Here is a 22,437-nt window from a genome sequence, read left to right as displayed (position 1 = left end):
AACTGCACATGGTACAAAGGCCGATTAAGGTTTCAATGGAAGCTAATCGGCCTGCTCCGTTTGATCATCCGCGTTTGGTACGTTTTATGTAGCTATCAAATAACAACAACTGCGTCTTTTACGCAAATGTGTTTTTCACTCTTTTAGATATGAGTAAGTAAGGCAACCAGATCAGCATATAAGCAAATGAAGATATAACACCCTGATATATATTTATTTCTTCATAGAATTCCTCCGGCAAAAAATGAATACCCAGCAGCCAAAAAAGAGTTAAGCATTGAATGATGAAAGAGCTGATTATGTAAATTACAGATAACTTTTTGAACCATATACTATGTCTTACACAAAAATAGATAATGAATATGATCATAATACAGATGACCAGACTTAGGGTGGTATCAACGATTAATGACGGATACAAGGATGAATTATAATATTCACTGTCTGGATCGGTGATTCGTTTAAATTCGTCAGACTTGATAATAGAGTAGTTATCAAGGGTACTTAATAGAAGTCTGATAAATTGTACGAATAAGCTAGCAGCAAACAGCACTAACCATCCGCCAAATCCCACATAAGATTTTCTTGAAATGTTTTTAAACGCCATGATTTCACCTGTTAAGATCCGCATCGGCTGCAGGTTTTGCTAAATTTATGTAACTGAATTATATATCGCAAATAAATAGTGCGAAATGACATATTTAGGTGTATCTATTGGGATGTGAAAATATTCATTGAACTGGGACTCAACCTGTGAGGTATAACCGCAAATACCGCGGGTCTGAACTCAGTCTTCAAGTCAATACGTTAAAAAGTGGTGAAGTAATGGTATAATAGACTACTGGACGTATTTTGGAAGAACCATGGGTAAGGAGCGATTATTTTTGAAGACACTCATTATTGCGGAAAAACCGGACATGGGGCGGAATATCGCCGCCGCAATAGAACCGAAGGCCAAAAATTACCGTTCCTATCTGGAAGGGGAGCAGTATATTATCACCTGGGCGATCGGGCATCTGATTGGCCTGGCGGAGCCTGAAGCATACGACAACAAATATAAAAAATGGAACATTAATGATCTGCCGATTATTCCGGAGCAGTTCAAGCTGGTGCCGAATGCGCGCACGCTGGATCAGCTGAAGGTGATTGGCGAGCTGGCGAAGCGCAGCGACCTGCTGGTCAATTCCTGCGATGCCGGGCGCGAAGGGCAGCATATTTTCTCGCTAATCCAGCGCCATCTGGAGCTGAGCCAGCCGGTCAAGCGGCTGTGGATATCGGACCTGACACCGGAAACGATCCGCAAAGGGTTCCAGGAGCTGAAGGACGGCTCGGAATATGAGAATCTGACCAAGGCGGCCAGGGCACGCAGCGAGGCGGACTGGCTGATCGGGATGAACGGCTCGCGGGCGTTTACGACGAAGCATAATGTGCTGCTGTCTGTAGGGCGGGTGCAGACCCCCGTGCTTGCGCTGATCTATGACCGGCAGAAGACGATTGAGGCATTCTCCTCGCTGAAGTTTTTTGAGGTGGAGGGGCATTTCAGCCAGAATGAACTGAACTATAAGGGAATGTGGCAGGGGGACCGGCTCACTGACGGCGCCAAGGCAGAGGCTCTTGCAGCCAAGGTTAAGGGCAAACCGGCCAGAATTGAATCCTATGAGGTTAAGGAAACCAAGGAATATCCGAACAAGCTGTATGATTTGACGCTGCTGCAGCGTGAGGCGAACGGGAAATATGCATTTTCAGCCAAAAAAACGCTGGATATTGCCCAGGCGCTCTATGAAAAGCACAAAGTGATATCCTATCCGCGTACCAACTCCAACTACGTGACGGAGCAGAACATCCCGGAGATGCACAAGACGCTGTCGGCGCTGCAAGGTACGCAGTACGATGAATGGGTGAAGGGTGCCAACCGCAACCTGGTCCATAAAGGCAACAAGTTTATCTGTAACCCGTCCAAGGTTGAGGATCACCATGCCATTCTGCCGACGAACCGCAAGGCGAACGGACTGAGTGCGGATGAGGCCAAGCTGTACGACCTGATCGTCCGCCGGCTCCTCTCCCAGTTCTATCCGGCTGCTGAATACAAGGTGCATACTGTAATCACCGAAGTGGAGAATGAGAAGTTCAAAACCACCGTCAAGGAGCTGCTCAGCCTGGGCTGGAAGGTGATTTACGGAGACCAGAAGAAGGACAAGTCCAAACCGGCCAAGGGCCAAGGCAAGGAGGATGAGGAGGACGAGGAGGTTGAGGTGAACGAGCCGTTCTCGATCTCAACAACGGATGAGGTGGTCTGCAGTGACGCCATCGTTAAGGAGAAGGATACCCAGCCGCCGAAGCACTATACGGAAGGGACTTTGCTGAAGGCGATGGAAAGCGCAGGCAAGCAGATAGAGGATGAGGAGCTCCGCGATGCCATGAAGGATTCGGGGCTCGGCACTCCGGCGACACGGGCAGCAACCATTGAGCGGCTGAAGAATGTCGGCTACGTGGAGATGCAGGGTAAAAAAATCGCCATCACCCAAAAGGGACGGACAGCGATTGAGCTGATCCGCGGTGCGGGTGTTGAGCTGCTGACCTCCCCGGAAATGACCGGGCAGTGGGAGCGCCGCCTGAACGAAATCGCCCGCGGCACAGCCGCGGACGGCCAGTTCATGGAGAACGTCAAACGTTTCGCCTCTATGATCGTGGACAAGGTCCGGGTGCAGTCCCGTGCAGCCAAAACCTCCTTCGAAGGCGAAACCCCTTCGCTGAATGCCGGAGCCAAAGGACGCAGTGCGGGAGCAACGCCGCGCAAAGCTGCGGACCGCAAAGCCGCCGACAAACCGACTGCGGCAAGGAAACGCAGCGAGCCGGCTGCCGCGAAAGCGGAGGACACCGGGCCGAAGGTAATTGGCAGTTGCCCGCGTCCCGGCTGCGGCGGGATGATCTTCATGGGCCGCAAGGGCTACGGCTGTTCCCATTACAAGGAAGGCTGCAAATTCGTGATCTGGAAAGAAAATCACGGCCGCACGCTCACCGACGCCCAGGTGAAAGCATTGATTGAGAAGGGCAAGACCGGCAAGCTGAAGCTGGCTGCAGAAGACGGCTCTCCGCTGGAAGGCAAGCTGGTGCTGACGAACATGGATACAGGACAGCTGGCTGTGGAATAATTCATAAATGAAAAAAGCGCCCCGGCCAGTTTTTCCCGGCCGGGGCGCTTTTTTATATGCTTTTACAGGTTGTGAAGTTACTTAGCTTCTTGCAGTGCGCTGTCAATTGCAGCGCTTAAGCCTTCATAAGAGGAGTCCGGCAGCAGAACGCCGTTCACCATGAACTTAGGCGTGCCGTTTACACCGTAAGCGCCGGCGATCTTGAAGTCTTCTTTTACATCGAACATATACGTATGGTTCTTGACGTCCTGCTCGAACTGTCCGTAATCGATGCCTTCGATGTTATCCTTAACGAATTTCAGGATGAACTTCTGCGTAGCCCAGATCTTGCTCTCATCCCCCTGATTGGCATAGAGCTTGTGGACATATTCCCAGAACTTCTCGTTGCTCTGCTTGTATATGGCTTCACCTGCACTGGCGGCAAGATAAGAGTCCCGGTCAATAAAGGCAAAGTTCATGAAGTAGAACTGTACTTTTCCGGTATCCACGTAATCCTTGATGAACGTATCCAGATAGGTGGCGGTCCATTTTTTGCAGGCTGGACATTTGAAATCGGCAAACTCAATGACCTTCACCTTAGCATCTTCCTTGCCCAGATGAGGCTGTTTCTCATATTTCAGCCCGTCAACAACGATTGTTCCCTTCACATCTGTGTAATTGGGCAGGCCCTCGAGTTCGGCTGAACCGGATGACTTGCTGCCTGTAGTGATGAAGAACAGGACAACCACCAGAAGAACGACAATGATTGCAAGCAACATGGGGAGCAGACGTTTGTTACCCGTGGAATTCTTGGGATTCTTAGATTTCTTAGATTTCATAGGTTTGTTCATTGCCTACCTCCTGCGCGGGATGAAAATCTACTCAAATAGTATAATCATACCCGCAGCAGGCTGCATATGTCATTTGTAACAGGAGTTAGCCGTGATGCTTGCGCAGGGCAGCTGAACGGATCACCGGCGGTACCTCATGAATTGCTGAAATGGTCATGACCGACTGCTGCATTTCACGCTGAAGCTCAATCAGGTTGTAGAGCCACTCATTCTGCTGCTTCAGATAGATGCTGTTGATGCCGGCAGTCAGCGCGGGAAGCACGTCCGTCCGCAGGGAGTTGCCGATCATCCAGGTTATGTTGCGGTCGAAATTGTAAGTAGTCAGGATATTCTCAAGCGCCTCCACATTCTTGTGCTGGCGAATGTAGATCCGGTCATCGAAGTAGGCATCCAGCTTCATTTGGGCGATTTTGCGCTGCTGAATGGTATCATCTCCGCCAGTGTAGAGGTATAGGGAATGACCATCCTGCTTCAAGGTATCGAGGGTTTCCACCATACCCGGGTAGGCTTCAACCTCCTGATCATATACGCTCAGGCCGAGCTTCATCAGCTGCTGCTCCTCGAACGGATCGGTTTTGCGGTTAAATTTGGCGGCGAAATAACGGTATGTGGCAATCAGAGATTTCGGGAAATTATCGCTGGCCAGTCCGCTGGTGCTGACTGTTTCTACGTCGATTTCTACCTGCTTGGTGCGGAACTCGCTCATGGTCGGTCCGTAATCACTGAACCAGTCCGACATAAGCTCGAAATACCGGCCTAGAATGAGGTCGAAATATTTGTTGCAGTGCACCAGGGTGTCGTCCAGATCGAAGATTACTTGTTGTGTCAAATATTTCATACTGCTCACTCCTAAATGTTTTGTGAGGAATCCTTCTATGATGTGCGCTTCGAACAAAATCTGCTCCGGAAGCATCCGCTTGGTTGTGTAAGGTGTAAGTAACTACGCCTCTGCTGTAAATGTACAATTATTATATACGAATATAGGACTCCAGAAACATCTGAAGTTCAGCTGCGCCATCCGGCCGTATGCTGTAGCGTTCAGTGCCTTCACCGCGCAGATGTACGCGCAGCAGTCCGGCGACCCGCAGACTGAGCAGATGATGCATCAGCATCTCCCGCGACTGGTTCAGCTCGGATTGCATTTCCCAAAGGGTCTTGGGCTCACCCGCCACAAAGCGGAGCAGTCTAAGCCGGGTCGGGTCGGAGAGGGCCTGGGTTAACCTAAGCAGCACGGTAGGCGGCTCCTCTTCATTCTCGGAGGGTACATCGACCGGATATTGTACAAGCATCAGGTTCTTATAGAAGCAATAAGTATTGATCGGCCGGTTATGTACCGTAGGAAGCAGGACAATGGTCTTCAGCTCAGGAATATCTTCAATAACAACGCCGCCCGAGGCATATTCGATCAGCGGTACCATGTCCATTTTGCTCTCAAGCATTTTTTTCTCGGATGCGTCTTCAATCAGGAGCGGCAGGATCGTGTGTTCCACATGACGGAAATAATGCTCATACCACATCCGCAGCAGCGGAGTATAGCCGTTCTTGATCCGGGCACATTCTTCAAGAGTGAAGTTGTGGAAGAAGGGGGCGGTCCGCACCAGGCAATCTTCAACGGTAGAGGCTTCAAGCTCATCCAGGAACTGCAGTACTTTGGAAGCTTCCCCCCGGCTGTAAGCCCAGGCATAGAGCACATCATAGTCGTCAAAAGGCCATTCGGCAGCCTGCTTCAGCGCAGCCAGCTGCATAGGCGGGAACCGGCCGTCCACATCCCGAACCCAATCGGTGCCGATCTCCAGATTGGAAATCCATTTCTTCGTCACATATAGCATAAAACTGTCCAGCAGTTCATATACGGGTGAAACATCAATTTCGAGTTCATATTTCATTAAGCCGGGTCACCTCCAGAAAATCCGTCACTTCTATATATTATCTCTTGTTTTGAAGAGGGTTGTCCACTATAATGTTCGGTGTTTGCCGCTCTGACGGCAGTTTTGATCACCGCTGAATTACATAGGAGGATTTATTCGTGTCAGATTCCAAATCTATATCGCTTGAGCACAGCAGCAAAATGAATTATATGATTCTGATTACCGTAATTATATTGGCAGGACTAAGTCAGGGGATGCTGCTGCCTGTATTATCCATTCTGCTGGAGCAAAAGGGTGTATCCTCCTCACTGAACGGATTAAATGCCGCAGCTCTATACGTAGGGTCTTTCGCAATGACCCTGATTGCAGAGCGGGTACTTGGCGCAATCGGCTTCAAGAAGCTCATTGCCGCAGGCCTCAGTCTCGTGCTGGTGACTCTGCTCCTGTTCCCGCTGCTTCCCGGGGTCAAGGTGTGGTTCGTACTCCGTCTGCTGGTAGGCATAGGCGATTCAGCCATTAACTACGCCGCTCAGCTATGGGTGCTGCTGATGTCACCCGCTGAGCACCGCGGACGCAATCTGTCCCTGTATGGAATGTCCTACGGTCTGGGCTTCAGCCTGGGACCGCTGGGCATCATCCTGCTGCGCTTCGGCCCGTCCGCGCCGTTTCTGATTACCGCCGGACTGTTTGTCCTTGTACTGCTGCTCGTTGCGGTCAAACTGCCGGATTCACATCCGCACCCGATAGATCATAGTGAAGGGCAGGCCAGACGGTTCGGACGAAGCTACAGGCTGGCCTGGTACGCTCTGATCCCGGCACTGCTGTACGGATATATGGAAGCGAGCCTGAACAGTAACTTTCCTGTATACGGATTGCGGATCGGCTTCAGTACGGATCAGATTGCGACGCTATTGCCGTTTGCCGGCATTGGCGGCCTGCTGCTGCAGTTGCCGCTTGGCATATGGAGCGACCGCTATGGCCGCAGAGCCATCCTAATTGCTTCAGGAGTTGGCGGAGGCCTTGCCTTCACCCTGCTTCCTCTGGCCGGAGAGCATTTTCTGCTGAATCTGCTGCTCCTGATGATTGCCGGAGGCCTGGTGGGCTCCTTCTTCTCGCTTGGCCTAAGCTATGCCGCAGATATCCTGCCGCGCCATCTGCTTCCGGCGGCGAATGTTGTGTCTTCCTTCCATTATAGCCTCGGAAGTATTGCCGGGCCTGGTGTAGGCGGGTTGCTCCTGCAATTCGGCTGGGGTGGCAGTGTATTTGCAGTAATGGGTGGTTTATATATTCTGTTCGGACTGACAGGCTTATTATTCTCGCCACGGAAGAACATTTGAGGTAAGATAAGAACGAATGCTCGCATGGAATTTGATCCCGCTTTCAGAGTACACTATAGAGTAGAGTTGAAGACAGGAGAGGCTGAACTATGATTACAGTTGAACATTTGGCCAAAGCGGTCGGGGAAGATAAAGCACCGGTTCTGCAGGATATCGGATTTCAATTAGAACCGGGTGAATTTGTGGTTATTCTGGGAGCCAGCGGAAGCGGGAAATCGACACTTCTGAAATGCCTGGCGCTGCGCGAGAAATGGGATAGAGGGAATTTCCGGGTAGACGGCAAGGACATCATGAAGAGCCCTTTTGCCGGCAAACGCAAAATCCGCCGCGAATGGGCCTATCTGGAGCAGAATGCGGAGCTGAATCCGAACCGTACGGCACTGAAGAACGTGCTGATCGGACAAGCCTCACAGACACCTCTGTGGCGGATGGCTACAGGAATGGTCCGCTCTGATGATTATATGGGGGCGATGGACCAGCTTGATCTGCTGGGTCTGCTGGACAAAGCAAAGATGAAGACGAGCCACCTCAGCGGCGGTGAACGTCAGCGTGTGGCCATCGCCCGCGCATTGGTTCACGGTGCTAAGGTTATACTTGCCGATGAACCTGTTACCGGTCTGGACCCCAAGACTGCGGAGAATGTGCTTGAAACGCTCCGTAAGCTGTGCAAGGAAACTGGACTAACCGTGATTACCGTACTGCCGATTGAACTGGCGGAGCGTTTCGCCAGCCGGTTATGGGTACTGGAAGACGGAAGAATCAAACATGATGTGAAGGGGCGCCGGCTGACCTCACAGGAGCGGCTGCATCTGTGAAGCGGCAAGGCGTGCAATAAGGAGAGAGTGATGAAGTTGAATAAACGGTTACTCGGAAGGCTTACAGCAGCCTCTTTGTCCCTGTTTGTAATGTCCGGCTGTACCTTCATCAGCGATCCTGTTTCCCAGATGAAGGTGCCGCAGCTGTCCGCTGACAAAGCTTCGCTGATGACAGCGATTAATTCCTCGCTGAAGCCGCTCGATGCAACGCTGATCCGTCCGGCCAATGATGATGACAGTTCTATTTTCACCGAGGATCTGGACAAGGATGGGATTATGGAGACGCTTGTCTTCTACCAGACGAAGAATGAAGCTGTAGTGATCCACGGGATGATTCTGGAGAAGCATGAGGACACCTGGGTCAAGAAGCTTGTTTTTGACGGGGACGGAACCATGCTGGATTCGGTTGATCTTAGAGATGTGACGGGTGACGGGAAGCTTGATATTGTTACCGGCTATTCGCGCGGGGAAGAAAAGGGCATGGTGGTCTACAGTTATTCCGGCGGAGAGCTGGAAGAAATTCTGACAAAGCCTTACACCAAATATATACTGGATGATTTGAACGAGGACGGGGTTGCCGACATTACAGTCGTGTATTTCAAGCGCAATGAATTCGCCACAATAACTACCTACCAATATAACGACAGCTTCAAGGTGCTTGACGAACTGGATAATCTGGACCCCTATTTCGATAATTATTACAATATTGTCTCAGGAAAAGTGGCGGAGAACAAAGAAGGTATAGTTCTGGACTCTGCTGTGGATTCTCGCTCTGCCTATACAACAATTGTTGTTATGGAGAATAACAAGCTGCGCGTAGCCATTCCGGGGGATGTACGGACCTTCAAGGACCGGAAGATTGTCAGTGAGGATATTGACCTGGATGGAATTATTGAGATCGGAATGCTGGAGCCTCCCTCGGGATGGGAGTATTTCGACCCTGAGACTATACCCTATTTCAATTCTTATTACAAATGGGACGGAAAAGACGGCTTGACCTTTAGTACTCAGTTGTATAATGATCCTTCGGACCGGTTTACCATTAATTTTTCTCCGGAATGGCATAAGAATGTCACAGTGGATACCAAGTCCGTTCAGGACAAATCGCTTAAATTCATTATGCTCGACACCGGGGAGACTGTCGCTGAGGTATCGTTCTTCTCACCGGCAGAATGGGATAGGGTAAAGAACTCCGGCTGGAAGCTTCTGGGGCGTGATCTGGACAAAATGATCGGCTACCGGGGGGAGCTGGAGCAAAACACCATCGGGGGAGAGAACGGAAGAGTCAAATCTTCTATAGAGAGGAAGGGAATCGATGAGTAAAGTACTGATTCTGGAGGATGAAGAATCCATCCGCAGTTTTATTGTAATCAATCTTAAACGCAACGGGTTTGAAGTGCTCGAAGCCGCTGACGGCAATGAGGCCCTGCATAAGCTGACAACGGTTCCGGATATTGATATTGCCCTGCTTGATGTCATGGTGCCCGGCATCGACGGCTTTGAGGTCTGCAGACGCATTAGAGAAACTAACGAGCGGCTCGGCATTATTTTTCTGACAGCCAAAGTTCAGGAGCAGGATAAGGTATACGCACTGTCTGTGGGTGCAGATGATCATGTCAGCAAACCGTTTAGTCCAACCGAACTGATTGCCCGTATCCAGTCCCTGCTGCGCCGGGTCAATGTTCACCGGGAGCAGTCGGCCAAAGTCTCTTTTCACTCGGGCCCGTTTACGCTGGATCTGATTTCGAAGCAGTTCAAGAAGAGCGGTGAAGCGATTGAGCTTACGCCTACTGAATTTTCGCTGGTGCAATTCTTCCTTGAGAAGGAGAATACGCCGCTCAGCCGCGACTCCCTGCTTGATCACGTATGGGGTAAGGAGTACATGGGTGATCCCAAAATTGTTGACGTGAATATACGCCGCTTGCGCCAGAAAATCGAAAATAATCCGTCAGAGCCTGAATTCCTGCAGACGGTGTGGGGGCACGGCTATAAATGGAAAGGCCAGGTACAATGATTAAGAAGGGGATGCGCAGACAGATCGTACTGCACTATATTCTTGTAGTCTTTGTGGCGCTTCTCCTCGTGGAGACTATTTTTCTGCTGGCGATCCGGACGTATTATTACGACAGCATCTACAGCAAAATCACCACTCATATCAGTGCGGGGGAGACTTTCGTAAAATATGAATTCTCAGCGGAACGATCGCCGAATCAACTCCTGAACCTGCTCGACTTCTTCAACTTGGAGTATACCGAACTAGAAGTTCTGACATTGAATGGAGATATCATTACCAGTTCCACCGGATTTCAGCCGGACCGGACCATCACCACCAGTGATGTTCCCGAGGCTGTGGGCGGTAGTGTCGGGCGCTGGGTGGGGCGGCAGGCCGGGACGAATGAAAGTGTAATGGCCGTCTCCAAGATGGTGCAGATCAACTCGCATGAAACTTACATCTTGCGTTACCTGACTTCCATGGAGGGGGTCAACAAGGATCTGCTTAATCTGACACTGCTCTCTATTGGCATCGGGGCGGCGGTTATGTCGATCGTGGTCTTGTTCAGCTTCGGTCTCGCGAATTCCATTGTACGGCCGCTCAACAATATCACGGCTGTGTCAGCGCAGATGGCCAAAGGGAAGTTCACCACCCGCATCAAGGGGGATTACCGGTACGAAATCGCTGAACTGGCTTCAACGCTCAATTATATGGCAGAGGAGATTGTCCGCAGTAATCAGATTAAGGATGATTTCATTTCTTCGATCTCCCATGAGCTGCGGACACCGCTGACCAGCATCAAGGGCTGGAGTGAAACGCTCATCTCAGGCGGCTACGACCCCGAGGAAACCAAACTGGGCATGGGTATCATCTCCAAGGAGAGCGACCGGCTGATCGGGCTGGTGGAAGAGATTCTGGACTTCTCCAAGCTGCAGCAGAACGAAATGAAGCTGTCGATTGCCCAGGTGGATATCAAGGTGCTATTGCAGGAGACGCTGCTGAATATCTGGGCCAAGGCCGAGAAGAAGCGGATTCACCTGCTGCTGGAATGCGAAGAGACTATCTTCATAAGAGGCGATGCGAACCGGCTGAAGCAGGTGTTCCTCAATCTGGTCGACAATGCTGTGAAGTTCTCGCCTGAGGATTCCAGTATCGTCCTGTCCGCTGAACGCCTGTCGAATACGGAGATGGCCGTAATCGTAAGGGATAGCGGGATCGGCATCAGCGAAGCGCATCTGTCCAGAGTGCGGGACCGGTTCTTCCAGGTCGATGCGCTTAACGGCGGGACCGGCCTTGGCCTTGCGATCTCCCAGCAGATTGTAGAGCTTCATAACGGCAAGCTGGAAATGGACAGCGAGCTCGGCAAGGGTACTCAGGTTACCGTTATTTTGCCGCTTGTTGATGTGCAGGAGGAGAAGGCATGAATACACAGGAACCAGGGAAATCTTCTTCAGAACAAAGGCTCGAGATGATCCGCGGCGGACGTGAACATTCAGCGGATATTCTGAAGCTCCTCCGTGAAGCGGCAGGCTGGATGGAGAGTAAAGGAATCAACCAGTGGACACCGGGGCAGTTCAGCATCCGCGATGTAGAGGATTATTTGAGCAGCAGAGAGGTTTATCTGGCCATGGTGGGAGCAGTTCTTGCCGGGATGTTCACCCTGCAGTTCAGCGATATCCAGTACTGGGGAGACCGCAATGACGAATCCTACGCCTATCTGCACCGGCTCGCTGTAGCCAAATCCCACCGCGGCATGGGGCTTGGCGGCCAGATGATCCGTTTTGCGTTACGAAGAGCGGAGGAACGGGGATGTGCCGGTCTCAGGCTGGATACAGTAGCCCATAATATTAAGCTGAACCGTTACTATCAGAGCCTGGGATTTCACTATATGGGTACCCGGGATGTCGGAGCAGGCCGGTTGGTTAACCTGTATGAGTATGAAGCGGAGACCGGCGATCCGGGCAGCGTAATTCTCCGGTATATGGGGGAAGCTGATTACGCTTTAATGAGGGAATGGAGTGTTTCCCCGGAGTATTTGAAGAAGTGGGCAGGTCCATCGTTGTCCTACCCTCTGGATGACCGGCAGCTAGAGCGATATCTGGACGGAGCCAATCATCCGGCAGAATCTGGTCTGCTGGTCTATTGTGCGGTGCTAAGAGCTACCGGTCAAACGGTTGGACATATAAGCTTATCCGCAATCGACCGTGAGAACGGTTCGGCCAGAATAAGCAGGGTCGTCGTCGACCCCGGGAGCCAAGGGCAGGGAATCGGACTGCAGATGGTTCGTGAAGTCCTGCGTATCGGCTTCGACGGGCTGCGGCTCCACCGGATATCCCTTGGAGTATTCGATTTCAATACGGCGGCTCAGAAAACCTACGAGACAGCCGGTTTTACACGGGAGGGGATCTCACGTGAGGCCGCTATATTCGGCGGGCGCTATGCCGATTGCATCGAGATGGGCATATTGGACAGGGAGTGGAGGACAAGCCGCCTCTCCGGCAAATGAATAGGAAGAACCTACAAAAAGGATACAGCATAAGGTCGGATAGACCATAGCTGTATCCCTTTTATGTAGCAGCCGTAAAGGCTGATTAAAGATTATGAAGGCATCCCTTCCGCGCGCAGACGGCCGGTCTTCTCATAGACTTCCTGAAGGAGACGGGAAGGCTGGGTACGGATGATTGGTTTGGCTGCTACGATCTCATGCGGGCCGACAACTACAATATTGTCCGCGCTGCCTTTAATCACAGCGCCGTCTTTGATGACTGCACCCTCACCGATAATCGCATTCTCAATCAGAACACCGCGGCCGATGCGGACGCCCGGCATAATTACACTCTGCTTGATCTTACTTAGCTTGCCGATCTCTACACCGCCGAAGATAACGGAACGCTGAAGACTGCCTTCCATCGTGCAGGATTCGTGCATCAGGCAATCTACTGGCGGTGCCTGAACCCGTGGTTTATAGGCAGCCAGCTTCGTACGGTAAGCCCGGCTGTACATCGGCCAGCGGGAGTTGTCGAGCTTGAAGCCATTCTCGGACTGCAGAAGATCCATATGCGCCTCCCAGAGGCTGTCAACCGTACCTACATCTCTCCAATACCCGTCAAAGCGGTATGCGAACAATGGGTCATTGGCATCCAGCATGGACGGAATGACATCCTTGCCGAAGTCATGGCCGGATTCCGAATTAGCAGCATCCCGCAGCAAATAACCCTTCAGATATTCCCATTCAAACATATAAATACCCATGGAAGCGAGGTTGCTCTTCGGAACCTTTGGCTTTTCGGCAAATTCAGAGATCTGGAGATCGTCATTAACATTCATCACACCGAACCGGCTGGCTTCATCCCAAGGCACTTCCATGACCGAAATGGTGGCTTTGGCTGCTTTGCCTACATGGTAATCCAGCATTTTACGGTAATCCATATGATAGATATGATCTGCAGACAGGATAAGTACATTCTCCGGATTCTGGCTGTCAATGTATTCTATGTTCTTATAAATGGCATCGGCTGTACCCGAGTAGCTGTCTCTGCCTTCAATCCCAGAAGGAAGCAGCTTCACGCCTTTATCGCTGCGGCTGTGCAGTCCCCAAGGTTCACCTTTACCAATATGCTGATGCAAGGAATCGGCTTCATATTGTGTTAGTACCCCGATAGTGTCGATCTTCGAATTCACACAATTGCTGAGTGGAAAATCAATGATTCTATACTGTCCTCCGAAAGGGACTGCAGGCTTAGCCATACTGGAGGTCAAGGGGGCTAATCTGCGGCCTTCCCCGCCAGCCAGGAGCATGGCGATACAATCTTTTTTACTCATTTGTTATCCCTCCCATTTTTTTGTCAATGCTTGTAATATAACCTGCCGGCAAGCGCTTGAAACGACATAGGTGAATTATATTGCTGTGCTTCAAGAAAAATTACATTATTAATTTTCTTTATTCAGAAATCATTGAATCCGCCTGCAAAATTCATTTTCAAACGGCACATATTGGGGTAATGTAATAGGTGCATCCTATATATTAAGGTGGTGATGATTTGGCCGAAATACCAAAAACAGTAAACCTCCCGTCAACTGAAGATATTTATCTGTTCCATGAGGGCACGAATTATCGCAGCTATACGATGCTTGGCGCGCACATTGCCGTGGAAGAAGGGCAAGCCGGCGTTCGCTTTACCGTGTGGGCTCCTCATGCGGCATATGTAGGACTGGCTGGTGATCGTAATGGCTGGGATGGAACATTGGACTCCGACTCGTTATATAAGATACCCGATTCAGGATTTTGGAGTCGTTTTTTTCCGGGTATAGAGCCGGGAACTTTTTACAAATACAGGATTCATGGTGCAGATGGAACAAGCTTCCTCAAGGCTGATCCTTACGCATTCAAAGCTGAAGTACGTCCGGCCACCGCTTCCGTTGTGGCGAATCTGGATGGTTACCAATGGGGCGACGCCGCATGGCGCCGGAAGAGCAAAGCTCCGTACAATGCGCCTATGAACATTTATGAAATGCACTTCGGGACCTGGCGCCAGAAGGACAATGGGGAACTCTATACTTATAGAGAGATGAGCAGCCTGCTGATTCCGTATCTGACGGAGATGAGTTACACTCATGTGGAGTTTATGCCGCTTGCTGAGCACCCGTATGATTTGTCCTGGGGGTATCAGGGGACCGGTTATTTTGCGGCCACCAGCCGCTTCGGCGAACCGCAGGATCTGATGTACCTGATTGATCAGCTGCATCAAGCCGGCATTGGGGTTATCCTCGACTGGGTTCCGGCCCATTTTGCCAAGGATGCCCACGGCCTGAGAATGTTTGACGGTTCGCCGCTATATGAATACGCCGATCCGATGCTGGCCGAGAAGCCGGGCTGGGGCACGCTATCCTTTGATTTCAGCAAACCGGAGATCATATCGTTCCTGATCTCTAATGCGCTTTTTTGGTTTGAGATGTATCATATTGACGGCATGCGTGTGGATGCCGTAACCAGTATGCTGCGGCTTGATTTCGAGAAGCAGCACCATCAGTACAGAAAGAACATGCACGGGGGCCTTGAGAATCTGGAAGCGATCGCGTTCATCCAGCAGTTGAATACGGCGATTTTCCGGTATTATCCGAAGGCTCTGATGATGGCAGAAGAATCCAGTGCCTGGCCTGGCGTAACCTCACCTGTTCATGAAGGGGGGCTCGGCTTTAATTACAAATGGAACATGGGCTGGATGAATGACACTCTTGGGTACATAGAACATGATTTCGGGGCGCGGCCCTACCATCATAATTTGTTGACCTTCCCGATCGTCTATGCCTATGCCGAGAACTATACACTGCCTCTGTCCCATGACGAAGTGGTGCACGGTAAGAAGTCGCTGCTGAACAAAATGCCCGGCTCCTATGAGCAGAAGTTTGCCGGTCTGCGGGCATTGCTCGGTTACCAGATTAGTCATCCGGGCAAAAAGCTGCTGTTTATGGGCGGTGAGTTTGGTCAATTCATCGAATGGAAGGATCAGGATCAGCTCGACTGGCTTCTGCTGGATTATGAGGCCCACCGCCGGATGCTCGCTTACACCGCTGCCCTGAATAAGCTCTATCTCACGGAAAAAGCGCTGTGGGAGCTCGACCATGACATGGAGGGCTATCAATGGATTGACGCCGATGACAGCGGCCAGAGTGTTGCCTCCTACATCCGCAGAGGGAAGAGGCCTGTGGATACTTTGCTGATCATTATCAATTTCCAGCCGGTGGAACGGCGTAATTACCGGATCGGTGTGCCGCGTCCGGGGACCTATGAAGAGATATTCAGCTCGGAGACCCGCGAATACGGCGGTTCTGGTATTCATAATGAACCTGTTAAGAGTGAGAAGAAGGAATGGCATAACCAGCTGAACAGCCTGGAGCTGAACCTTCCGCCGCTTGGATTCCTGGTGCTCAAGAAATCCGGACGCAAAACGATTAAATAAACTATTCTTATCTATAAGGGGGAAATCTGGATGAAAGTTCTATTTGCTGCAGCTGAAGCCCATCCATTTATCAAAACAGGCGGGTTAGCCGACGTAATTGGCGCCCTGCCGAAGGCGCTTAAGGCGGCCGGAGTGGATGTTCGGGTAATTCTGCCCAAATACAAGGGGATCGCTGAGAAGTATTCCTCCCAGATGGAGCATGTCGCTGTCCTTGAGGTGCCGATCGGCTGGCGCAATCAATATTGCGGGATTGAACGGATTGTCTTTGAGGGAGTTCCTGTATACTTTATCGATAATGAGTATTACTTCGGTCGTGACGGCATCTATGGGTATATGGATGACGGCGAACGTTTCGCTTTCTATAACCGCGCTGTGCTTGAATGCCTGCCGGCGATTAACTTCCAGCCTGATGTGCTGCATTGCCATGACTGGCATGCGGCCGTAATTCCGCTGCTGCTGCAGGCGCACTACCGCCATAATCCGTTCTACAGTGAGATGCGTACGGTGTTCACCATACATAATCTCCTGTACCAAGGGGTATTTCCGTATTCGGTACTGGGCGAGCTGCTCGGTCTCGACGACAGCTATTTCCCTGGGGTGGAGTATTACGGAAATGTGAACTATATGAAGGGCGGGATTGTCTACAGTGATCATGTCACCACGGTCAGTCCGACCTACGCCGATGAAATTCGCACACCTTATTATGGATATGGCCTGGACGGACTGCTGACCTCACGTTCAGATGCCCTAAGCGGAATTGTCAACGGGATTGATACCAAGAGCTACAATCCATCCAGCGATCCGTCTATTTTCACCCGTTACCGTTCTAACCTGGTCAAAAAGGCTGAGAATAAGCTGGGACTCCAGCAGGAACTGGGCTTGCCTGTAGCTCCTTATATTCCAATGGTAGCTATGGTTACACGTCTCGTGGATTCCAAAGGGCTGGATCTTCTGACCCGGGTTCTCGATGAACTGCTCTACTATGACGACATTCAGTTTGTCCTGCTGGGCACCGGTGATGAGATCTACGAACGCTGGTTCCGTGAGGCACAGTGGCGTTATCCGACCAAGCTGTCGTCGCAGATTACATTCAGTGATGCCTTGTCCCGCAAAATATATGCGGCCAGCGACCTGTTCCTGATGCCGTCCAAATTCGAGCCTTGTGGCATCAGCCAGCTGCTGGCTTTGCGTTATGGCAGTATTCCTGTAGTGCGTGAGACCGGTGGACTTAACGATACCGTTCATGCGTACAACGAGGAGACCGGAGAGGGCAATGGCTTCACTTTCAAGGACTATAACGCCCATGATATGATGCATACGCTCCGCCGCGCCGTATCGTTCTACCACAAGCCGGAACACTGGAAAAAAGTAGCGAAGAATGCCTTCACCGGTGATTACAGCTGGAATGTATCCGCGCAGCAGTATATTGATATATATAACAAGATTTCGGATAAAGTTACGGAGTAGAAGAACTATTGTATAGAAAAGGCATTCCCCGATCATGGTGATGGGAGGAATGCCTTTTTAAATTATGTATAGGATAATAATTCGGATTCAAACTCACATTCGAAGTACCATTCCACCGCAGTCATGCTGCCCTGATGAATATATTGTCTTATCGTCCAGACCAAGACCGTGCCTCGTGTATTCCAGTCGTCAAACCATTTTTCTATAGTGTCTAATCCGTGATATTCAGGTCCGTAACATTCTGTATAGACGATATTTGGATCGAAGATTTTGCTTAATACGGTAATATTTTTATCAATCCATGACTGAAAATAGTTTTCAATAATCTGTTCTCGTTTAATCATCGTATTCCCCCCTTTTATTGCTATAAGTGTACTACAGAATATCTATCATCCGTGTGGGATTTTCCAACTCTCCGAGCCAAAAAAGGTGATGTTCCAAGCAGCCACTTCCAGGCTTCTGGGACACCACCTTCTTTTGTTTACAGTTATCTGTTAGTTACCTCAGCTTAAATTCCGGTACAGAATCCGGTACCCATACGGATCAAGCGCAACATTCATCATTCCGCCCTCCGGAACCACAGCTTCTCCCGTCAGTGCATCCAGCCAGTCATCGGTCTCCATCGGGTGGCTGAGCGTGCGGGGCTGCAGTGAATTGTTCATCCAGACGGTGAAATGGATCCGCTCATCTGCCCGCTCATAGACGATGCACGGGTCATTCTCACAGGCCTGGAGAATCCGGAAGCGGCCTTCACGGAGTGCTTTATGTTCCTTACGCAGCGCAATCATCATCCTGTAGAAGTCATACAGTTCAAGGTCCTGCTTCGTTTCATCCCATTCCATACATTTGCGGCAGTCCGGATCTTCACCCCCGGTCAGGCCGATTTCGTCCCCGTAATAGATACAGGGAGTGCCCATGAACGTGAACAGGAAGACGACGGTCAGCTTCAATTTGCGTTTATCTTCCCCCAGTACGGTGAGCAGGCGGGGGGTGTCATGGCTGCCGAGCAGATTGAATACAACCTCGTTCGTCTGCTGGGGATAACGCATGAGGAGCCCGCCGATCCGGTGGCCGAAGGTGATTCCGTCCATCCCGCCGTTGAAGAATTCCAGCACCGTCCCCGAGAAGGGATAGTTCATCACAGAATCAAACTGGTCTCCGAGCAGCCAGGTTAAGGAGTCACTCCACACCTCGCCTACAATATAGGCATCCGGGTTCGCGGCTTTGACTACTTTGCGGAAATCGCGCCAGAAGTGATGATCCACCTCATTGGCCACATCCAGCCGCCAGCCGTCCACCTTGATCTCCTTGATCCAATACTCAGCAACTTCAAGCAGGTAGGACTTCACTTCATGATTGGCGGTGTTGAACTTTGGCATATTGCCATAAAAGCCGAACGTGTCGTAAGTGGGAATACCGTCAACAATCTCAGCCGGAAAAGAATTCATATGGAACCAGTCGCGGTAGACGGAGAATTCGCCTTTTTCGAGAACGTCCTGGAATGGTGGGAATTTGTCACTGCAGTGGTTGAACACGGCGTCCAGCATGACGCGGATACCCCGTTTGTGGCATTCTTCTACGACCTTCTTCAGCAGCTCATTATCGCCGAAATGCGGGTCGACTTTTTTATAATCCACGATGTCGTATTTATGGTTGGAAGGGGAGACGAACAGCGGTGTGAAGTAGACAGCATTGATGCCCAGCTCCTGCAGATCATCCAGATGATCCAGCACACCCTGAAGGTCACCGCCAAAGAAATTATCGAGCTTCGGTTTGCCGCCCCAGGGTTCAGTGCCTTCCGGATCGTTCAAGGGATTGCCGTTGGCGAACCGCTCGGTCATGATCTGATAGAACACCGCATCCTTAGCCCATGTGGGCACTTTGAACAAATCAATTCCGTGTATATAAGGAAACTCGTAGAAGTGATTTGGCGGCTGTGGACAATCGGAACGGATGCCGTTATCGAGCAGGTACACAGTCTCCGAACCTTTGCTGACGCGAAAAGTATAGCTGAGGCGCTTATATTTTGGACGGACAGCCGCTTCCCAGTAGTCGAATTTATCATCGGAGGCAGCTTTTTCCATTATGATGTCGTAAGAGGTATGCTGCCAATCGTACTTGTCGCCAGTGAGCGCAACTACGTAGTCAACATCATCACGTTTGGTACGCACCCGCAGATGTATGGTTTTGGCATCGTAGGCATAAGCCCACTTATCGCGGGGAACATGGTACATCGCTTCCAGCAGCATGACTTCACCTCCTAAAAGTTTTGTAAGCAACTGCTTTCCGATAACGCTACGCAAAACTCGCTTCGAAAGCATACGCTTAAGTATTGTGAGCCTATTCACCTTATCCGTTAAATAACGCCTGCAGCGGCATCTGAACCAGCCCGGTTATTCCGGCGGCAAATGGAGATAGTAAATAGTATATACCTCTTTTCATAGGATGTGCAAAATGGGGGAATAGCAGACCCGGCCAACAGCCTGCAATTCATTCATGAATTTAACAGGTTTTGTCACAAATTTGTCTTTGCATATTCATGCGGAGTGATTTATAATAAATCGGTCAATGAGACTACTTAGAGAAATGAACATAAAGAGAATAGGGGAGAGAGACAAATGAACAAATGGGGTAAGCTTTCAATGGGACTGCTGCTGGCAGCGGGACTACTAGCCGGATGCGGCTCTAATAACAACGAGAATAATACCGCAGCAAGCGGAGACGCCAATAAGGGAACTGAAGCTAAGACGCTTACTTTGGGTACCAGCGCGGATTTCCCACCGTATGAATTCCGCAAAATGGTAGACGGCAAGGATACTATCGTTGGTTTCGATATTGAGATTGCCAAGGATATCGCCGCTGATATGGGTGCGACACTTGAGATTAAGGATCTGCCCTTTGACTCCCTGCTGAATGAATTGTCGAGCGGCAGAATAGATATGGTGATCTCCGGACTCAGTCCGACACCGGAGCGTGCAGAGGCTGTAGGCTTGTCTGATATCTACTACAAAGCCGAACAGGCTGTGGTCGTGCGTGAAGCAGACAAAGATAAATATGCAACAATGGACTCGCTGAAGGGTGCCAAGCTTGGGATTCAGACCGGTTCGATCCAGGAAGATATCGCCAAAGGCATTGAAGGCGCACAGCTGACATCCCTGGGTAAAATTTCTGAAATCGTACTGCAGCTGCAATCGAACCGCGTAGACGCTGCTATTATGGAGGGACCAGTTGCCAAGTCCTTTGTGAAGAATGTTAAAGGACTGGTAATTACCGATGCCAAACCGGAAGTGGAAGATGACGGTTATGTAATCGGGGTGAAGAAGGACAACACAGAATTGCTGGAACAAGTGAATAAGACATTGACCCGCCTGAACTCGGAAGGCAAGATTGATGAGTATGTAGCGGCAGCAAGCGAGCTTGCTGAGAGCAAATAGAACGCGAAACCGTCCAACGGTTAGCCTGAATTAAGTACAACCCGCAGACTGCTGCGGGACAATGCTCTACTTTGCAGAAAATGGCGGTGATCCGCTGTTTTCTATTTTTTTGAGAACAGGAGGATTTGCCGACTATGAGTGTATTGGAACTTGCCTATGATTACCGCAATTTTTTCCTATCCGGTCTGAAGTACACACTGCTGCTTGCTGTGATGGGCGTATTCTTCGGCTTCGTGCTGGGTATCGCGGTTTCGCTGCTGCGGATGTCCAAATGGAGAATTCTGCGCTTTATCGCCACCGCCTGGGTGGAGTTTCTGCGCGGTACGCCGATGCTGGTGCAGCTGTTCCTAATCCACTATGGCCTGCCGGAGTTCGGTATTTCGCTGTCCCCGATCCAGTCGGGTGCGATAACGCTAACGATTAACAGCTCAGCTTACCTGGCGGAGATTTTCCGTGCCGGAATTCAAGGGGTGGACCGCGGTCAGATGGAAGCGGCACGCTCGCTCGGGATGAAGCAGGGGATGACCATGCGTTACATCATTCTGCCGCAGGCGCTGAAGAATGTGCTGCCCGCAATCGGAAATGAATTTATTACCATTATTAAAGAGTCTTCCATTGTATCGATGATTGGGGTGGCTGATCTGCTGTTTGAAGCAAGAGCCATTACTTCGATCACCTATGAAGGACTTAGCCCGCTGATCGTGATTGCCGCCATGTATTTTGTGCTGACCTTCACGTTATCCAAGCTGCTGGGCATTTTGGAACGGAGGCTGAACACGGATGATCGAGGTTAAGAACCTGCAGAAGAGCTTTGGTAAGCTGGAGATCCTTAAGGGGATTGATCTGAATATTCACAAGGGTGAGGTTGTTGTAGTGATCGGTCCCAGCGGTTCAGGCAAAAGCACCTTTCTGCGTTGTCTAAACCTGCTGGAGCAGCCAACCGGCGGTGAGATTTCGTTTGAAGGCCAATCAATCACAGCCAAAAAGCATGATATCAACGTGACCCGTGAGAAAATGGGGATGGTATTCCAGCAGTTCAATCTGTTCCCGCATAAGTCGGTGCTGCAGAACATTATGCTCGCGCCATTGAAGGTACGAAAACAGCAAGCTTCCGAAGCGGAAAAAATCGCCACGGAGCTGCTCCGCACCGTCGGCCTTGAGGACAAGCGGGATGCGTATCCGGCCCAGCTCTCCGGAGGACAGAAGCAGCGGATCGCTATTGCCAGAGCACTGGCGATGCAGCCGCATGTGATGCTGTTCGATGAGCCTACATCGGCGCTTGACCCGGAGATGGTCGGCGAAGTGCTGGAGGTTATGAAACAGCTGGCTGTAGACGGTATGACGATGGTCATTGTGACGCATGAAATGGGCTTTGCCCGTGAAGTCGGCGACCGGATCCTGTTCATGGATGGCGGGGTTATTGTAGAGCAGGGGACCCCGGCAGAGGTGTTCGGTAATCCCAAACACGCCCGTACCCGTGATTTCTTGAGCAAAGTTTTATAGAATTACTGGAACAGCCGCTGAAAATTCCTTCAGCGGCTGTTTTTATGAGGGAAGTATATTTTGGCGGAGCGTGAAATG

The 22,437-nt window shown here is 50.6% G+C and carries 19 protein-coding genes; 12 read left to right on the top strand and 7 right to left on the bottom strand.

All coding sequences use genetic code 11. The annotated features are described in order from the left end of the window. Nucleotides 1–118 precede the first annotated feature (118 nt). Nucleotides 119–607: a DUF2569 family protein gene (locus R50912_RS36470; RefSeq protein ID WP_042236849.1), complete on the bottom strand. Its 489-nt coding sequence runs from the start codon at nucleotides 605–607 to the stop codon at nucleotides 119–121. Nucleotides 608–884: 277 nt separating this feature from the next. Between R50912_RS36470 and R50912_RS18065 the strand changes: the two genes are divergently transcribed. Further along, nucleotides 885–3,152 (top strand): type IA DNA topoisomerase, encoded by a 2,268-nt coding sequence (locus R50912_RS18065; RefSeq protein ID WP_042236846.1) that lies wholly within the window; start codon nucleotides 885–887, stop codon nucleotides 3,150–3,152. Nucleotides 3,153–3,229: 77 nt separating this feature from the next. Here R50912_RS18065 and R50912_RS18060 read toward each other — a convergent pair whose 3' ends face one another. The 3 genes from R50912_RS18060 to R50912_RS18050 all read right to left on the bottom strand — a co-directional run bounded on the left by R50912_RS18060 (nucleotide 3,230) and on the right by R50912_RS18050 (nucleotide 5,868). After that, nucleotides 3,230–3,982, bottom strand: coding sequence for a DsbA family protein (locus R50912_RS18060; protein ID WP_231637672.1), 753 nt, complete (start codon nucleotides 3,980–3,982; stop codon nucleotides 3,230–3,232). 85 nt (nucleotides 3,983–4,067) lie between these two features. Then, nucleotides 4,068–4,820 carry an HAD family hydrolase gene (locus tag R50912_RS18055; RefSeq protein WP_042236843.1) on the bottom strand — a complete coding sequence of 251 codons (753 nt, stop codon included), beginning with the start codon at nucleotides 4,818–4,820 and terminating at the stop codon, nucleotides 4,068–4,070. A 130-nt stretch (nucleotides 4,821–4,950) separates the two neighbouring features. Beyond that, nucleotides 4,951–5,868, bottom strand: a complete 918-nt coding sequence (locus R50912_RS18050; RefSeq protein ID WP_039299120.1) for an ArsR/SmtB family transcription factor — start codon at nucleotides 5,866–5,868, stop codon at nucleotides 4,951–4,953. A gap of 182 nt (nucleotides 5,869–6,050) precedes the next feature. Between R50912_RS18050 and R50912_RS18045 the strand changes: the two genes are divergently transcribed. The 6 genes from R50912_RS18045 (at nucleotide 6,051) to R50912_RS34250 (ending at nucleotide 12,501) form a co-directional block, all read left to right on the top strand. Next, nucleotides 6,051–7,187, top strand: a complete 1,137-nt coding sequence (locus R50912_RS18045; RefSeq protein WP_042242679.1) for an MFS transporter — start codon at nucleotides 6,051–6,053, stop codon at nucleotides 7,185–7,187. A gap of 89 nt (nucleotides 7,188–7,276) precedes the next feature. Then, nucleotides 7,277–8,002 carry a phosphonate ABC transporter ATP-binding protein gene (locus R50912_RS18040; protein ID WP_042137817.1) on the top strand — a complete coding sequence of 242 codons (726 nt, stop codon included), beginning with the start codon at nucleotides 7,277–7,279 and terminating at the stop codon, nucleotides 8,000–8,002. 30 nt (nucleotides 8,003–8,032) lie between these two features. Further along, nucleotides 8,033–9,325 (top strand): hypothetical protein, encoded by a 1,293-nt coding sequence (locus R50912_RS18035; RefSeq protein WP_042236841.1) that lies wholly within the window; start codon nucleotides 8,033–8,035, stop codon nucleotides 9,323–9,325. Further along, nucleotides 9,318–10,016: a response regulator transcription factor gene (locus tag R50912_RS18030; RefSeq protein WP_039299112.1), complete on the top strand. Its 699-nt coding sequence runs from the start codon at nucleotides 9,318–9,320 to the stop codon at nucleotides 10,014–10,016. The genes R50912_RS18035 and R50912_RS18030 overlap by 8 nt, the downstream gene beginning before the upstream one ends. Beyond that, nucleotides 10,013–11,419, top strand: a complete 1,407-nt coding sequence (locus R50912_RS18025) for a sensor histidine kinase (protein ID WP_042236839.1) — start codon at nucleotides 10,013–10,015, stop codon at nucleotides 11,417–11,419. The genes R50912_RS18030 and R50912_RS18025 overlap by 4 nt, the downstream gene beginning before the upstream one ends. Then, nucleotides 11,416–12,501 carry a GNAT family N-acetyltransferase gene (locus R50912_RS34250; protein WP_052416479.1) on the top strand — a complete coding sequence of 362 codons (1,086 nt, stop codon included), beginning with the start codon at nucleotides 11,416–11,418 and terminating at the stop codon, nucleotides 12,499–12,501. The genes R50912_RS18025 and R50912_RS34250 overlap by 4 nt, the downstream gene beginning before the upstream one ends. Nucleotides 12,502–12,593: 92 nt before the next feature. Here the strand turns inward: R50912_RS34250 and R50912_RS18010 are convergent, their stop codons facing one another. Further along, nucleotides 12,594–13,817, bottom strand: coding sequence for a glucose-1-phosphate adenylyltransferase (locus tag R50912_RS18010; protein ID WP_042236838.1), 1,224 nt, complete (start codon nucleotides 13,815–13,817; stop codon nucleotides 12,594–12,596). A gap of 218 nt (nucleotides 13,818–14,035) precedes the next feature. On the opposite strand from R50912_RS18010, the gene glgB reads away from it, so the two are divergent. After that, a complete protein-coding gene (glgB, locus tag R50912_RS18005; RefSeq protein WP_042236836.1) occupies nucleotides 14,036–15,955 on the top strand; it encodes a 1,4-alpha-glucan branching protein GlgB in 1,920 nt (639 codons plus the stop codon). 30 nt (nucleotides 15,956–15,985) lie between these two features. Beyond that, on the top strand, nucleotides 15,986–17,422 hold the full coding sequence (gene glgA / locus R50912_RS18000) for a glycogen synthase GlgA (protein WP_042236834.1): 1,437 nt from the start codon (nucleotides 15,986–15,988) through the stop codon (nucleotides 17,420–17,422). A 62-nt stretch (nucleotides 17,423–17,484) separates the two neighbouring features. On the opposite strand, the gene R50912_RS17995 is transcribed toward glgA, so the two are convergent. Together R50912_RS17995 and R50912_RS17990 are read right to left on the bottom strand one after the other, a co-directional pair. After that, nucleotides 17,485–17,766, bottom strand: coding sequence for a nuclear transport factor 2 family protein (locus R50912_RS17995; RefSeq protein WP_052416477.1), 282 nt, complete (start codon nucleotides 17,764–17,766; stop codon nucleotides 17,485–17,487). A gap of 159 nt (nucleotides 17,767–17,925) precedes the next feature. Then, nucleotides 17,926–19,671 (bottom strand): alpha-glycosidase, encoded by a 1,746-nt coding sequence (locus tag R50912_RS17990; protein WP_042236833.1) that lies wholly within the window; start codon nucleotides 19,669–19,671, stop codon nucleotides 17,926–17,928. Nucleotides 19,672–20,040: 369 nt separating this feature from the next. Here R50912_RS17990 and R50912_RS17985 point away from each other — a divergent pair, with 369 nt between their 5' ends. The 3 genes from R50912_RS17985 to R50912_RS17975 all read left to right on the top strand — a co-directional run bounded on the left by R50912_RS17985 (nucleotide 20,041) and on the right by R50912_RS17975 (nucleotide 22,359). Then, a complete protein-coding gene (locus R50912_RS17985; protein WP_042236830.1) occupies nucleotides 20,041–20,856 on the top strand; it encodes a transporter substrate-binding domain-containing protein in 816 nt (271 codons plus the stop codon). A 134-nt stretch (nucleotides 20,857–20,990) separates the two neighbouring features. Further along, a complete protein-coding gene (locus tag R50912_RS17980; RefSeq protein ID WP_042236829.1) occupies nucleotides 20,991–21,650 on the top strand; it encodes an amino acid ABC transporter permease in 660 nt (219 codons plus the stop codon). Continuing rightward, nucleotides 21,637–22,359, top strand: coding sequence for an amino acid ABC transporter ATP-binding protein (locus R50912_RS17975; RefSeq protein WP_039299084.1), 723 nt, complete (start codon nucleotides 21,637–21,639; stop codon nucleotides 22,357–22,359). The genes R50912_RS17980 and R50912_RS17975 overlap by 14 nt, the downstream gene beginning before the upstream one ends. Nucleotides 22,360–22,437 lie beyond the last annotated feature (78 nt).

Source organism: Paenibacillus sp. FSL R5-0912, from assembly GCF_000758605.1.
Classification (GTDB): domain Bacteria; phylum Bacillota; class Bacilli; order Paenibacillales; family Paenibacillaceae; genus Paenibacillus_AQ.
The sequence above is the reverse complement of the archived record's forward strand: the minus strand, read 5'-3'. Positions and strand labels throughout refer to the sequence as shown.

Coding starts and splice junctions, on each gene's coding strand:
- R50912_RS36470 (WP_042236849.1), bottom strand. CDS start 607: ATGGCGTTTAAAAACATTTCAAGAAAATCTTATGTGGGATTTGGCGGA.
- R50912_RS18060 (WP_231637672.1), bottom strand. CDS start 3,982: ATGAACAAACCTATGAAATCTAAGAAATCTAAGAATCCCAAGAATTCC.
- R50912_RS18055 (WP_042236843.1), bottom strand. CDS start 4,820: ATGAAATATTTGACACAACAAGTAATCTTCGATCTGGACGACACCCTG.
- R50912_RS18050 (WP_039299120.1), bottom strand. CDS start 5,868: ATGAAATATGAACTCGAAATTGATGTTTCACCCGTATATGAACTGCTG.
- R50912_RS18045 (WP_042242679.1), top strand. CDS start 6,051: ATGAATTATATGATTCTGATTACCGTAATTATATTGGCAGGACTAAGT.
- R50912_RS18040 (WP_042137817.1), top strand. CDS start 7,277: ATGATTACAGTTGAACATTTGGCCAAAGCGGTCGGGGAAGATAAAGCA.
- R50912_RS18035 (WP_042236841.1), top strand. CDS start 8,033: ATGAAGTTGAATAAACGGTTACTCGGAAGGCTTACAGCAGCCTCTTTG.
- R50912_RS18030 (WP_039299112.1), top strand. CDS start 9,318: ATGAGTAAAGTACTGATTCTGGAGGATGAAGAATCCATCCGCAGTTTT.
- R50912_RS18025 (WP_042236839.1), top strand. CDS start 10,013: ATGATTAAGAAGGGGATGCGCAGACAGATCGTACTGCACTATATTCTT.
- R50912_RS34250 (WP_052416479.1), top strand. CDS start 11,416: ATGAATACACAGGAACCAGGGAAATCTTCTTCAGAACAAAGGCTCGAG.
- R50912_RS18010 (WP_042236838.1), bottom strand. CDS start 13,817: ATGAGTAAAAAAGATTGTATCGCCATGCTCCTGGCTGGCGGGGAAGGC.
- glgA (WP_042236834.1), top strand. CDS start 15,986: ATGAAAGTTCTATTTGCTGCAGCTGAAGCCCATCCATTTATCAAAACA.
- R50912_RS17995 (WP_052416477.1), bottom strand. CDS start 17,766: ATGATTAAACGAGAACAGATTATTGAAAACTATTTTCAGTCATGGATT.
- R50912_RS17990 (WP_042236833.1), bottom strand. CDS start 19,671: ATGCTGCTGGAAGCGATGTACCATGTTCCCCGCGATAAGTGGGCTTAT.
- R50912_RS17985 (WP_042236830.1), top strand. CDS start 20,041: ATGAACAAATGGGGTAAGCTTTCAATGGGACTGCTGCTGGCAGCGGGA.
- R50912_RS17980 (WP_042236829.1), top strand. CDS start 20,991: ATGAGTGTATTGGAACTTGCCTATGATTACCGCAATTTTTTCCTATCC.
- R50912_RS17975 (WP_039299084.1), top strand. CDS start 21,637: ATGATCGAGGTTAAGAACCTGCAGAAGAGCTTTGGTAAGCTGGAGATC.